Annotated in this window: 11 protein-coding genes; 1 reads left to right on the forward strand and 10 read right to left on the reverse strand. The window is 55.8% G+C overall.

The features are described from left to right. Window positions 1-11 precede the first annotated feature (11 nt). From AB1S56_RS15620 to AB1S56_RS15655, 8 genes are all read right to left on the reverse strand, one after another. The gene (locus AB1S56_RS15620) at window positions 12-1,439 is read right to left on the reverse strand and encodes a bifunctional 2-methylcitrate dehydratase/aconitate hydratase (RefSeq protein ID WP_340869309.1); all 1,428 of its coding nucleotides are present in this window, start codon (window positions 1,437-1,439) and stop codon (window positions 12-14) included. Then, window positions 1,429-2,577 (reverse strand): citrate synthase, encoded by a 1,149-nt coding sequence (mmgD, locus tag AB1S56_RS15625; RefSeq protein ID WP_340869310.1) that lies wholly within the window; start codon window positions 2,575-2,577, stop codon window positions 1,429-1,431. The genes AB1S56_RS15620 and mmgD overlap by 11 nt, the downstream gene beginning before the upstream one ends. A 28-nt stretch (window positions 2,578-2,605) precedes the next feature. Next, window positions 2,606-3,748 (reverse strand): acyl-CoA dehydrogenase, encoded by a 1,143-nt coding sequence (locus AB1S56_RS15630; RefSeq protein ID WP_340869312.1) that lies wholly within the window; start codon window positions 3,746-3,748, stop codon window positions 2,606-2,608. 22 nt (window positions 3,749-3,770) lie between these two features. After that, window positions 3,771-4,622: a 3-hydroxybutyryl-CoA dehydrogenase gene (locus tag AB1S56_RS15635; RefSeq protein WP_340869313.1), complete on the reverse strand. Its 852-nt coding sequence runs from the start codon at window positions 4,620-4,622 to the stop codon at window positions 3,771-3,773. After that, window positions 4,619-5,824: an acetyl-CoA C-acetyltransferase gene (locus AB1S56_RS15640; protein WP_340869314.1), complete on the reverse strand. Its 1,206-nt coding sequence runs from the start codon at window positions 5,822-5,824 to the stop codon at window positions 4,619-4,621. Before AB1S56_RS15640 ends, AB1S56_RS15635 begins: the two co-directional genes overlap by 4 nt. Before the next feature lie 154 nt (window positions 5,825-5,978). Then, window positions 5,979-7,013 carry an alpha/beta hydrolase family protein gene (locus tag AB1S56_RS15645; RefSeq protein ID WP_340869315.1) on the reverse strand — a complete coding sequence of 345 codons (1,035 nt, stop codon included), beginning with the start codon at window positions 7,011-7,013 and terminating at the stop codon, window positions 5,979-5,981. A gap of 22 nt (window positions 7,014-7,035) precedes the next feature. Beyond that, window positions 7,036-8,547 carry an altronate dehydratase family protein gene (locus AB1S56_RS15650; protein ID WP_340869316.1) on the reverse strand — a complete coding sequence of 504 codons (1,512 nt, stop codon included), beginning with the start codon at window positions 8,545-8,547 and terminating at the stop codon, window positions 7,036-7,038. Beyond that, a complete protein-coding gene (locus AB1S56_RS15655; protein WP_340869318.1) occupies window positions 8,544-10,025 on the reverse strand; it encodes a tagaturonate reductase in 1,482 nt (493 codons plus the stop codon). Before AB1S56_RS15655 ends, AB1S56_RS15650 begins: the two co-directional genes overlap by 4 nt. Window positions 10,026-10,159: 134 nt before the next feature. Here AB1S56_RS15655 and AB1S56_RS15660 point away from each other — a divergent pair, with 134 nt between their 5' ends. Beyond that, the gene (locus AB1S56_RS15660; protein WP_340869320.1) at window positions 10,160-11,029 is read left to right on the forward strand and encodes an AraC family transcriptional regulator; all 870 of its coding nucleotides are present in this window, start codon (window positions 10,160-10,162) and stop codon (window positions 11,027-11,029) included. On the opposite strand, the gene AB1S56_RS15665 is transcribed toward AB1S56_RS15660, so the two are convergent. Together AB1S56_RS15665 and AB1S56_RS15670 are read right to left on the reverse strand one after the other, a co-directional pair. Then, window positions 11,026-11,301, reverse strand: a complete 276-nt coding sequence (locus AB1S56_RS15665; protein WP_340869321.1) for a DUF6171 family protein — start codon at window positions 11,299-11,301, stop codon at window positions 11,026-11,028. The two genes, AB1S56_RS15660 and AB1S56_RS15665, sit on opposite strands and share 4 nt — an antisense overlap. 4 nt (window positions 11,302-11,305) lie before the next feature. Further along, on the reverse strand, window positions 11,306-12,793 hold the full coding sequence (locus AB1S56_RS15670) for an alpha-N-arabinofuranosidase (protein ID WP_340869322.1): 1,488 nt from the start codon (window positions 12,791-12,793) through the stop codon (window positions 11,306-11,308). Between the last annotated feature and the right edge of the window lie 161 nt (window positions 12,794-12,954).

The raw sequence follows: 12,954 nt of genomic DNA on the forward strand, positions 1-12,954 counted from the left end.
CATACAATCCTTCAAATGACCAGCATGCTCATAAATCGAGTGACCGTCATAGCTGACAGCCTGTCGAGATCAAAGCCTTCCTTCATTATGGCTGCGGTCCGCCCTCTAGGGAATCGGGTCAGCAGGCTGCTTTCACATTTTTGAACAACCTGGGGCAGCCCTTCCTCCCTCCGTTTCCGGTGGCCAAGCGGATATTCGCACGTTATTTTTGCCGATGACGTTCCGTCCCGGAAATGAATTTGAAGCGCATTGGCGATGGAACGTTTTGCTGGGTCCAGATAATCCCTGCTAAAGCCTTCATCATGGACCACAACCATCTTCTCTCGCAGCGCGTCGATGCGAGGATCCGCCGCAGCCTCGTCCTCGTAATGATCAGCCGTTAATTGGCCGTGGAGCAAGGCGACGGCTACCATATACTGCAAGCAATGATCCCGATCAGCCGGATTGTGGAGAGCTCCCCTCTTATCAATGATCCGAATGGCGGATTCATGTGTATGGAGGGTCAAGCTCGCGATATCGTCAAGACGATCCCGGACTGCGCCATGCAATGCAAATGCGCATTCCACTGCTGTTTGCGCATGAAATTCAGCCGGGAACGCTATTTTGAAGAGAATATTTTCCATAACATAAGTGCCTAGCGGTCGAGCAAGCGTCAGCGGCTTGCCCCCTAGCAACACATCGTGAAAGCCCCACTTCGGCGCCGATAAGGGGGTATGATAGCCCATCTCACCCATCTGCGCCATCAACGCATGACGAACCGCCCTGCTTGTCGCATCGCCGGCGGCCCAGGATTTGCGAGACCCCGTATTAGGCGAATGCCGATAGGCGCGCAGGCTGCCTCCGTCAAGCCAGGCATTGGAGACGGCATCCGCAATTTCCTCGCGTGTAAGCCCAAGCAACGCACTTGCGACCGCCGTTGAAGCGATCCTTACGAACAAAACATGATCCAGCCCTTGACGATTAAGCGAATTGCCGAGTGCCAGCACGCCTTGTATTTCATGCGCCTTGATGGAGGCTTCAAGCACATACTTCATGAGCAGCGGCTGACGGCCCTCTGCCATATGGCACCGGCTTACATAATCGGCAACCGCCAATATGGCCCCCAAATTGTCGGATGGATGTCCCCATTCTGCCGCCAGCCAAGTATCATTGTAATCCAGCCATCGAATAAGGCAGCCAATATTAAATGCGGCATGAACGGGATCCAGCTCTAGCCTTGTACCGGGCACTCTAGCCCCTCCGGGGAGCACGGCGCCCGGCACGATTGGCCCAATATGCTTGGCGCAATCCGGAAAACGGAGCGCAAGCACAGCAGTTCCAATAGAATCCATCAGCACGTATTGCGCGATGCGATACGCTTCATCGCTTCTCGGCTTATAGCTGAAGGCATATTCGGCGATCTCCTCGATCAGACTATCCCTTGCCCCATTAATCCCCATCGCGCAGCACCCCTTCCTTCCCGCCGTCTTCCGCGAGTCGCAGTCCCCTGGGACCGATATATCGCACTCTAGGACGGAACAATCGATTATGAGCATGCTGCTCCATCACATGCGCACAAATACCGGCAGTGCGCGCTGCCAAAAATACCGGTGTAAACAACGCTGTCGGAATGCCTAGCAGATGGTAGACAGGCGCAGCGTAATAATCGAGGTTGGGATGAAGACCTTTTTCCTCGTGCATAATCGTCTCACCGGCGACGCACATGGACAGAAGGCGAGCATCTCCTCGCACCGCGCTTAGCTCCGTCAATGCTTCCTTCAGCAGGAGCGCTCGAGGATCGGGTTTCCTCATGTATACACGATGGCCAAAGCCCATGATCCGCTCCTTGGCCGCCAGCTTGCCCCGAATCAACGTCTCCATCCCGGCCTCCGTTCCCGCGCTCAGCAGCAGCTCCATCACCGCTTCATTAGCGCCTCCGTGCAATGTGCCCTTGAGGGAGGCAGCCGCTCCAGCCAATGCGCCGTACATATCAGATTGCGTAGAAGCAATCACTCTCGCCGCAAAGGTGGAGTTAGGCAGCTCGTGTTCGCTATAAGCAATAAGCGATTGGTCGAACAGACGCTCCTCAAGCTCGCTTGGCGTTCGACCCGTCATCATATACAAGAAGTTTGCGGCATACGACAATTCCGGGCGAGGAGCAAGCGGTTCAAGTCCATGTGCCATTCGATAGCCGCCAGCGCATAGTTGCGGCACCCTGGCTAGCAAGGCAATCGCCTTGCGCCGATTCCCCTCTTCTGTTCGGTCATCCAGGTCGGGATCAAACCCTGCAAGCGCGGATATGCCGGTTCGAAGAACATCCATCATGCTCGGCCGCTTGGGCAAGAAGGATAGAAGGTGGAGCACCTCCTTCTCCATACTGCTTGCTCCTCTAACCTGATCCATTAATGCCGCTCGCTCCCCAGCATCAGGCAGACTGCCGTCAAGCAGCAAGCCCGCTACATCCATAAAAACAGCCTTGCGGGCAAGCTCCATTAAATCGTAGCCTCGAAGCAGGATCAGTTCATTCCCTGTATCCAGATAGGAAATCGACGTTTCGCAGGCAATAACATTCTCCAATCCTGGCGAGTAACTTTCCATCGTCATTCTCCTCCTCCGCGCCCCGGCATCAGGATTCCTTCAGTACATGCTTCGATATGACAAGACGCTGAATTTCATTGGTGCCTTCATAGATTTGTGTCACCTTGGCGTCGCGGAATAATCTCTCGATTGGGTACTCTCGCATATATCCGTTGCCGCCATGAATTTGAACCGCTTCGGCAGCCGCATACATGGCTGTATCCGAGCAAAACCTCTTCGCCATCGACGCCTCCTTGGGACAACGCGCGCCTTGGCTGCGGAGCTCAGCCGCCTGATAGAGCAGCAGCCTCGCCGCTTCAATATTCGTCGCCATGTCAGCAAGCTTGAATGCTATGGCCTGGTGCTCCGCGATAGGCTTGCCGAACTGCCGGCGCTTCTTGGCATATTGGATGGAATAATCCAGCGCAGCCTCCGCTATCCCAAGCGCTTGGGCAGCGATGCCAATGCGCCCTCCCTCAAGATGATCCAGCGCGATTCGAAGCCCATCGCCCTCCGTCCCAAGCAGCTGGCTTGCCGGCACCTCTGCATCTATAAAGCTCAGCTCTGTCGTACTGGAGCCATGCAGTCCTAGCTTACGCTCGTTTTTACCGATGGAGAGGCCTTCAGTTCCCCTTTCAACAATAAAAGCGGACAAGCGCTTGGCTCCTCTGGCGGGATCCGTAACCGCAAACGTAAGGAACGTATCCGCATAGCTTCCGTTTGTAATAAAGCTTTTGGTGCCGTTCAGCACATAACGTCCATTCCTCTTCTCGGCGGTAGTCCGGATGCCTGAAGCATCGGAGCCAGCGCTTGGCTCCGTCAGGGCAAACGCCCCAATATACTGGCCTCCCGCCAGCTTAGGCAAATAACGCTGCTTCTGGACGTCGTCCCCGTAGCTTAGGATCGGCTGTGTCGCCACAGAGGCATGAACGGATAAAATAACGCCAACCGCCGCGCTGACCCGGGATATTTCGTGAATGGCAATAATGGAGGACAGATAGTCGGCACCCGCGCCTCCCCACTGCTCAGGAATGGCAATACCCATAAGTCCCAGCTCACCCATCTTCCTCACGACGGCAAGCGGAAATTCATCATTCTCCTCCATAGCCGGAATAAGCGGAGTAATCTCCCGTCTGGCAAAATCCCTAACCATGTGGCGCAGCGCTTCCTGCTCCTCTGAAAAAGAGAACATGGCGCATCCACTCCTCTGCGGGTTATTCGTAGCTGTAAAATCCGCGTCCCGTCTTGCGTCCCAGCCAGCCTGCCCGAACGTATTGCCGCAGCAGCGGACAAGGGCGATATTTGGAATCGCCAAATTCCTGGTGAAGCACATTCAATATGGATAAGCAGGTGTCCAGACCGATTAGATCCGCCAGCTTAAGCGGTCCCATCGGGTGCCTCATACCCAGCGTCATGATGCTGTCAATGGCTTCGCGCGAGGCGACGCCTTCATACAAGCAGAACACGGCTTCGTTAATCATAGGCATCAGCACCCGATTGGAGACGAAGCCTGGGAAATCGCGTGCTACAATCGGACTTTTCTGGAGGCGCTCAGCCAAGCTCACAATAAGCGCGGTTGTCTCTTCCGAGGTAGCGAGTCCCGGAATAACCTCCACCAGAGGCATAACGGCAACGGGATTCATAAAATGCATGCCGATTACACGCTCAGGGCGCTTGGTTGCACCGGCCAGCCGCGTAATGGACAACGAGGATGTATTACTGGCGAGCACCGCGGTTTCGGCACAAATCGCATCCAGCCTGCGGAACAGCTCTGCTTTCACCCCCGCATCCTCGCTGACGGCTTCAATGACAAGCTCCGAGCCCGCCGCGTCTCCAAGCACAGCAGTCGGTGTAATGCGGTCGAGAATGGCCTGCGCTTCCTCCCGGCTTCTATAGCCCTTCTCCGCCTCTCGCCCCAGCGTCGCACGAATCTGCTCCATGCCGCGTACAGCGCGGGCGTATTCGATATCATGCAGCATCACCTGCAAGCCTGCAGCCGCTGCCGCCTGGGCAATACCGCCGCCCATCTGTCCGGCTCCAACAACCATTATTCGATTGATATTCACGCATCATTCCTCCCCGTACCCTCAACCTTGATCAGCATGGCGTCGCCTTGACCGGTGCCGCTGCAGATGGCGGCAATCCCAAGACCTCCCCCTCTTCTTCTAAGCTCATAGATGAGCGAAATAATGATTCGGGCTCCACTTGCCCCAATAGGATGGCCAAGCGCAATCGCTCCGCCGTTGACGTTCACCTGCTCGGCATTCCAACCGACCAGCTTGCCGCTGGTGAGTACAACTGCAGCAAATGCTTCATTAACCTCGATCAAGGTGATATCCTTGATGGAATAACCTGTTGCTGACAGCAGCTTGCGTATCGCATGACCGGGAGCCTCGGCGATTCGAGAGGGCTCCAGCGCAGCCTCGGCATGCCCCGCAATTGTCGCTAATGGGCGAATGCCCCTTGCGCGAGCCTCCCGCTCCGCCATTAGCACAAGTGCTGCCGCGCCGTCATTCACTCCCGGCGCGTTGCCGGCGGTCACCGTTCCATGAGCGCTGAACAGCGGAGAAAGGCCCGCCATTGCGGCAATATTGGCGTCTTTGCGAGGCATTTCATCCGTTGCGACAATGGTATCACCGCCACTGCGTCCAGTGAGCCGGACGGGAACCGTCTCTTCCGCCAGCTTGCCGCCCTCTATCGCCTTCACCGCACGCAGATGGCTTCGCAACGCCCACTCATCCTGCTCCTGGCGCGTAATGCCCCATTCAGCGGCAGCTTGATCGCCGTACACTCCCATGTGGACGGAGCCAAACGGACATGTCAGCCCATCATGCAGCATCAGATCCAGCGCGGTGCCATGCCCCATCCGATTGCCCCAGCGGCAGCTCTTCAGCGCAAATGGCGCACCAGACATACTTTCCATGCCTCCTGCGACGATAACGCTTCCATCACCGGACCGAATGGCCTGATCAGCCATCGTAACGGCTCGCATTCCCGAAGCGCATACCTTGTTGACCGTCTCCGACGCCGCGCCCCACGGCAGACCAGCCTCCAGGGCAGCCTGCCTCGCAGGCACCTGTCCCGCTCCTCCTTGCAGCACCATCCCCATAATCGATTTCTCAATGTCCGAGGGCTGCAGGCCTGCCCGCTGCACGGCTTCCTTTATAGCCAAGCCTCCGAGCCTAACAGCCGGCACCTCCCTGAACGCGCCCCCGAGCTTTCCAAAAGGAGTTCTCGCTGCGCCTACAATAACCGCACGCTCCGCCATCCCACCCACTCCTTTAGATTCGGCCTATTGTATCTTATGCGGCGAGAGGCGCTTCTCAGAAATTGAGCGGAATAAAAAAAAGCACTCCCCGATCGGGAATGCTTTCCGCAACTATACTAAATATGCAATGAAAGGTTATACGCAGCAGCTCTCGCTACTGGGAAGCTTGGCTTAAGGTGGACTTGAGCCAATCGTAAGCCATTCGACCGTTCACTTCATGGCCGCCCGGGACTATATCTACGCCCAGCTTGTCTGGCGCGCCATAAGCCGCGTAGATTTCTTCAATGCAGGAGGCCGCCTGACGAAACCCGTGTACGGGGAACAGCCGGTCGCCTTGCCCGCTTTCCAGGAACAAGGGACGGGGCGCGATCAAGCCGATCAGCTCGGGAAGCTCCGCATGGCGCAGCAGGCCGGGCGTGTAGTTATCCACACAATGCCTCATGGCTAGAATGCTGTCCTTGAACGTATTGGTGAAGCCGCTCAATACGACGGCGCGAATACGTTCATCCAATGCAGCGGCGGCGTGCGCAATAAGCGCGCCTCCCGAGAAGCCCATAGCACCGATTTGATCGTCCTCGACCTCGGGCCTTCCCTGCAAATAAGACAGCGCAGTCCATGCCTCGGCAACGCGCAAACCCGTTAACGTCTTGCCCAGCATCATAAGATGTGTAGACAGGGTATAACAGGAGTTTGGAGCATTCCCATCCTGCTCCAGGTCGGAGCGCAGCCTCCGTTCGCCGTAGCCCATGACATCCGGCGCGATGACAACTAATCCACGCTTCACCAATTGAATGGCGAAATGCGCGTGGCAGCCGGGAGAGCCTTCATCCGTTGCACCGTCAGGCTTCAAGCCGACAATCTCGCGACTGCCGTAGCCATGACCGTGCAAGGCCAGCGTCCCCGGCAATGGCCCCGAAGCGCCATTCGGAATGAGCACATACGCGGGGAAGGTGAGTCCGGGAGTGGCCGATAATTCAACCCGCTCCCGTACATAGCCGTCGCATTCTACACGTTCCAGCAAGCGAGGAGTGTGATCGGAATTCGGCTTGAATTGGCCAATCAGGCCTCTAAGCGTATCCCTCAGCCTGGCCTGTCTCTCTTCAAGCGTCTCAGCCGCACTCTTGTCAGCATGCCGATCGACCGCCTGCCGATAAAGCCCCTCCAGCCATTCGTCGCCACTCCATGTCACCCGCGTCCAGCCTCCCCGAATGCTATAATATAACGCCGTCCTTAAAGATTGCGATTTCCCGGAAGCCGTTCCGCTCGCTATGCGTCCGGGTTTCTCCTGACGCGAGAGCGATGAGATACTCCCACATCTCGTCTGCCAGCATGGGCATTGTCACACCTTCCAGCAGCTTGCCTGCGTTGAAGTCAATCCAATTCTTCTTGCGCTCCGCAAGCTCGGAATTCGTCGCGACCTTTACCGTCGGGACCGCGCCGCCAAACGGCGTACCGCGTCCCGTTGTAAAAAAGACGACATGCGCGCCGGCTGCAGATAATGCCGTCACCGATACCATATCGTTGCCTGGCGCCTCCAGCAGGTTCAGCCCCGCGCGGCTCACTCTCCCGCCATAACCGACAACGTCTCTTACGATGGCATGGCCGCCTTTCTGCGTGCAGCCAAGCGACTTCTCCTCCAGCGTCGTAATCCCGCCGTCCTTGTTGCCTGGGGATGGATTTTCATAAATATTTTGCCCATGACGGATAAAATATTGCTTGAAATCATTAATCAGCGTGACAATATCGCCAAACACTCCTTCATCCTGCGCGCGATTCATCAGAATCGTCTCTGCGCCGAACATTTCCGGCACCTCCGTCAGAATCGCGGTTCCGCCAGCCGCAATTAACCGGTCCGACAACACGCCTACCAGCGGGTTGGCCGTAATGCCGGACAGACCATCGGAGCCTCCGCACTTCAGCCCAATCTTCAGCTTGGAGACCGGCACCGGCTCTCGCTGGAATGCTCCTGCATATTCCGCAAGCTCCTCCAGTAGCAGCAGACCCTTGTCCAGCTCGTCTTCTTCCTCTTGCACACGCATAAATTTCACGCGGCGCTCATCGTAATCGCCAATCGCTCCCTTGAAGAGATCGATTCCGTTGTTCTCGCAGCCGAGTCCGACAACGAGTACGCCGCCGGCGTTAGGATGATGCACAAGCGACGCAAGCAGCTTCTGCGTATAGGTCAGGTCATCGCCAAGCTGGGAGCAGCCGAAGGGATGGGCGAAGTGATGAACGCCTCCATCCAGCATGGAGCCGAACTGCGCTTCGCCTTGCTTAGCCAGCAGCTCGCACATTTTGTTAATGCAGCCGACGGTATTGATAATCCAAATCTCATTGCGAATGCCCACCGATCCATCCGGACGAACGTAGCCCTGAAATGTAGGAACGGCGGCCATATCCGAAGGGCTGGCCTCGTTAAATGAAGCGCTGCTGGCAGGCTCGTACCGATAATCCAGAATGTCGCCGAGGCCAGTCTCCAAATTATGTGTATGCACCCACTCGCCAGGCTGCAGATCCGCTTTGGCTTTACCGATGGAATAGCCGAATTTGAATACATCCTGTCCCTTTGGAACCGGCGCTGTCGCAATTTTATGCCCTTTGGGCACATTCGCGTTCAACGTCAGTCTGCTGCCGTCCTCCAGCTCCACCAGCTCGCCTGCGGCATAGGGCCTTAACGCTACAATGACCTGATCTCGCTCCGACAGTCTAATCCAATCGCTCATCGATATACGCCCCCCTCAAGCTCCGATAATTGCTTCGCTACCGCTTCCGTCAAATTGCTCCAAGAGGTGAGGTCCTCGCCCCACAGCTCCTTCTCCGCGAGCAACGCACTTGCCACGGCTGCCGAGTCGGCTTTGTCTGCAAGCGCCTTCTCCCAGATACTGGCTAACAGAGCCGCCTTTGACTCATCGTCCCGCACCGTATAGGCGACACCGTCGAGTGTCCGTCCCGTAAACGAGCCGTCTTCTTCCCTCGTCGTTTGGTAATACCGTAGAAGTCCCGCAAAGCCGAGAGCCAGCGACTCCGGTATCGCCTCGCCCCTCTCCGCGTAATACGCGATTGTCGGCAGTAGCCTTACCTTGAACTTGCTCAGCGCGTTCATGGCGATATCCGCAAGCCGATGGCGAATATGTGGATTGGCGAATCGCTCGAACACATCAGAAGCATAAGCGCGAAGCTCCTCTTCCGGATACGGCAGGGTCGGCACAATATGCTTCTCAACGGCACTTCTTGCCTGAGCGCCAAGCTGACGATGCTCCAGGATATCTCCGACATGCTGAACGCCATTCACAAGGCCAAGCGTCGCCATCCAGGTATGGGCGCCGTTCAATATACGTACCTTGCGCTGCTGGAAAGGCTTCAGATCATCTGTCCAATATACGTTCAAGCCAGCCTTCCTAAGCGGCAGCAGCTTCTCCAGCTCCTCATCCGCTTCAATCGCCCACAGATGGTATGGCTCAGCGGTGCATAGCAGCCCGTCCCGGTAGCCCCATTCCGCGAACCAGGCCTCCGCCTGCTCCTCAGCCGGATAGCCAGTTACAATTCGGTCGACCAGTGAATTCAGAAAGCGGTTATGGCCAGTCACCCAGCCCTTAAACGCTTCAGAGAAGCCCCAATCGTCAGCATAACGAAGCACCGCGTCACGAAGCGAGTCGCCATTTCTCTCCAGCAGCTCGCAGGGCAGGAATACAAGTCCCTTGTCCGTTGCGCCCTGGAAGGCTTCAAACCGAAGATGAAGCAAATAAGCAACCTTGCCAGGGAAAGAGAGGATGGCCCCTTCGCCAAGCTCCTCCGGCCGGTACACGAGGCCCGCTTCTGTTGTGTTGGAGATGACAACTTGAAGCTCGGGACTGACCGCCAGGCCTTTGAAGCGCTCCCAATCGGAATAGGGATCGAATACCTCGGAGAATACATCAATCACTTCCTTGCGGGAGACGGGTGCTCCGTTCTCAATGCCTTGCGTGACCAGCGTATACAAGCCGTCCTGGGAAGCCAGCTTTTCTATTTTGGCGCGGCCAGCAGGTCGCGGCTGCGTGATAGCGATTCCACCCTCGTATAATCCTTTTTCGCGGCATACATGTATCATCCAATCCGCAAAGCCGCGTAAAAAATTGCCTTCACCGATTTGCAGAATGGTAACGGGTGCAGTTTGATTTTTACTTTTATCCGTGAGTTGCAAGCTTTGATTCAAGGTCAACATCGCTGCACGGCTCCTTTGTTATGAAGTATATCTCCATTGTAAAGGATCAACATATATAATCATATTGCCTCATATTGCAGAAACATACTGAATTTTGATATTCTAAGCCTATCGAGCAACGAAAGGAGGCCGCTATGATGAAAGCGTCCCCACATCGCAAGCCCTTCCCGGGAGATGCACCCATTCCGTTATCGCTTAACTATATGCTGACCAAGCATCCGGAGCGGGAGCTGCCGGATCATCTTCACGATCATTTTGAGCTCGTATACGTGCATGAGGGCAGTGGGAAATTTTTTATCGATAGAGCCTTATACGATAAGCTTCCCGGTGATTTGTTCCTCATACCCGGCAACACCATTCACCAGGCTTTCCCCGACGCCGACCGTCCGATCGTATCCACGGCCGTATTCTTCGCTCCGGCGCTCGTCGCGGCGGACGTGTTCGACGATCGATATTCCTTGCTGCAATGCTTCGATATCGCTCGCAAGCGCAAGAGCTATCGTCTTGCTCTGCCGGAGACCGTGCTTCCCAAGCTACTTTCGTCGCTGAGCCGCATTCATGATGAAATGACGAATAAGCCGCCCGGCTATTGTACCGCCGGACGGCTTGCGCTGTGCGATATGCTGCTGGAGCTGAACCGCAGTCTCATATGGCCGGCCGAACAGACCGTACCGGATGATCGCGGCGGACCCGACTGGCTGCTAGAGGCGCTGCGCTTCATCGACGACAACCTGCGAGGCTCCGTCGGATTATCTGAGCTCGCCAGCCTTGCTGCGGTATCGCCTCCACACTTCTCCCGCGTCTTCAAATCGTGGACGGGCATGAACGTCACGGACTACGTGAACGCCAAGCGGGTGATTCGCGCGAAGGAGCTGCTTCTTCATACCGATTATGGCATTCACGTCATCGCCGAGGAATGCGGCTTCGACAGCCTCCCGCATTTCCACCGTGTCTTCCGCTCGCTTGCCGGCGTTACGCCAGGACAGTTCCGCAAGCAGCGTTAATGGTGGATTCGCTGCTTGGGCCATTGCGAGCCGCCCGGCCTGGGGCACTCCCTGTCCGCAAGCTTCGCCCGCACTTCAACGAAGCAGCCGCAGTGGCCGCAGGTGCTGCCGTACTGCAGAGAAGGACAATTGCGGCATGCTTCAAGTCGCTCTCTATACACATCATCCGCGGCGCAATGGAAGCCTTGAAGCTCCAGCCTGCTTACCATCCGGTGGATCAGCTCCTGGGACACGTTCACATCGGCCGAGCAGCCTTTGCAGTCCGATCTCATCGGCTTACGCCTTCACTTCCAGCACCACAACAGACATAGGCGGCAGCGTTGCCGTCAGCTTGCCCTCGGCCGTCTGGAAGCCGTAATACGGCTGAGGAGCAACGGCATTGGGCTGATCGAACGTGTTGTGGGCATTCGGCGCAGATGTCGTCAGGATCTTGCCGGATACCGCGCCGAAGCTCAGCAGTCCGCGAAGCTCAATTGGGATAACGGCTTCACTGCTGTGGCTCAGGTTGCTGATGCCGATATGGATAGTGCCGTCACTCTGCTTGGAAGCCGTAGCGCTGATCTGCGGTATCGCTTCTCCGTCCATCTCATACGACTCGCTCTGTACGCGCATATCCAGCAGAGACGCGCCTTGATGCACCTTGTACATATCGAATACATGATAAGTCGGGGTAAGCACCATTTTGTCCCCTTCGGTCAGAATCATGGCCTGCAGCACGTTAACGGTCTGCGCAATATTCGCCATCTGCACCCGATCGCAATGCTGATGGAATATATCCAGGGTCGTCGAAGCCACAAGCGCGTCCCGCTGTGTATTCTGCTGATACAGGAAGCCCGGATTAGTGCCGGGCTCCACATTGAACCAGGTTCCCCATTCATCCACAATGAGGCCAACGCGCTTCTCCGGATCGTAGCGGTCCATGACCGTTGCGTGCATGGCAATAATCTCGTCCATCTTGAGCGCTTTCTGCAGCGTGACGAACCATTCGCGGTCCGTGAAATCGGTTGCTGAGCCTTTGTCCCCCCAGGTTCCCGGAACAACATAATAATGTAAGCTCAAGCCGTCCATGAAGCGTCCCGATTCCTTCATCATCACTTCCGTCCATTGCACATTGTAATCCGATGCGCCGCACGCAATTTTGTAAACGCGGTTCCCGTCGAAGTTGCGAACATAAGACTGATATTGACGGTACAGATCGGAATAATATTCCGGCCTCATATTGCCTCCGCAGCCCCAATTCTCATTGCCCACGCCAAAATATGGCAGTTTCCATGGCTCCTCGCGCCCATTCCTTCTGCGCAGGTCCGCCATCGGGGATTCCCCGGCAAAGGTCATATATTCAACCCAATCCTTCATTTCCTTGACCGTTCCACTCCCTACATTGCCCGCAATATAGGGCTCGCAGTCCAGCAGCTCGCATAACATAAGAAACTCATGGGTGCCAAAATGATTGTTTTCAATGACGCCGCCCCAATGATTGTTAATCATGCGAGGACGATTCTCGCGAGGCCCGATTCCGTCCATCCAGTGATAATCGTCCGCGAAGCAGCCTCCAGGCCAGCGCAGCACGGGAATGCGAAGCCCCTTCAGCGCTTCCAGCACATCATTGCGAATGCCGTTCGTATTGGGAATAGGAGAATCCTCTCCCACCCAAATGCCTTCATATATACATCTCCCCAGATGCTCTGCGAAATGGCTGTATATATTCCTGTTAATCGTCCCTTTAGTCATGTCCGCATGAATGGTAATCATATTATTGCCCATACCCCTGCTCCTCCTTCAGTATAATGAATTCATAAAAATATTATTTCTAACTAATAATTATTAATCCATCTATATCGTAGTTCAAATCTTGTGGAAAAGCAATGAGAAAAGAAAAAAACAGGCCCTCCCTCAATAGCGGGAAAGCCTGCTTCGTTTATATT

The organism is Paenibacillus sp. PL2-23 (assembly GCF_040834005.1).
In the GTDB taxonomy this organism is placed as follows: domain Bacteria; phylum Bacillota; class Bacilli; order Paenibacillales; family Paenibacillaceae; genus Pristimantibacillus.

Bases quoted from the DNA above. Each gene is read 5' to 3' on its own strand.
- AB1S56_RS15620 (WP_340869309.1), bottom strand. From the start codon at position 1,439: ATGGGGATTAATGGGGCAAGGGATAGTCTGATCGAGGAGATCGCCGAA.
- mmgD (WP_340869310.1), bottom strand. From the start codon at position 2,577: ATGGAAAGTTACTCGCCAGGATTGGAGAATGTTATTGCCTGCGAAACG.
- AB1S56_RS15630 (WP_340869312.1), bottom strand. From the start codon at position 3,748: ATGTTCTCTTTTTCAGAGGAGCAGGAAGCGCTGCGCCACATGGTTAGG.
- AB1S56_RS15640 (WP_340869314.1), bottom strand. From the start codon at position 5,824: ATGGCGGAGCGTGCGGTTATTGTAGGCGCAGCGAGAACTCCTTTTGGA.
- AB1S56_RS15650 (WP_340869316.1), bottom strand. From the start codon at position 8,547: ATGAGCGATTGGATTAGACTGTCGGAGCGAGATCAGGTCATTGTAGCG.
- AB1S56_RS15655 (WP_340869318.1), bottom strand. From the start codon at position 10,025: ATGTTGACCTTGAATCAAAGCTTGCAACTCACGGATAAAAGTAAAAAT.
- AB1S56_RS15660 (WP_340869320.1), top strand. From the start codon at position 10,160: ATGATGAAAGCGTCCCCACATCGCAAGCCCTTCCCGGGAGATGCACCC.
- AB1S56_RS15665 (WP_340869321.1), bottom strand. From the start codon at position 11,301: ATGAGATCGGACTGCAAAGGCTGCTCGGCCGATGTGAACGTGTCCCAG.
- AB1S56_RS15670 (WP_340869322.1), bottom strand. From the start codon at position 12,793: ATGGGCAATAATATGATTACCATTCATGCGGACATGACTAAAGGGACG.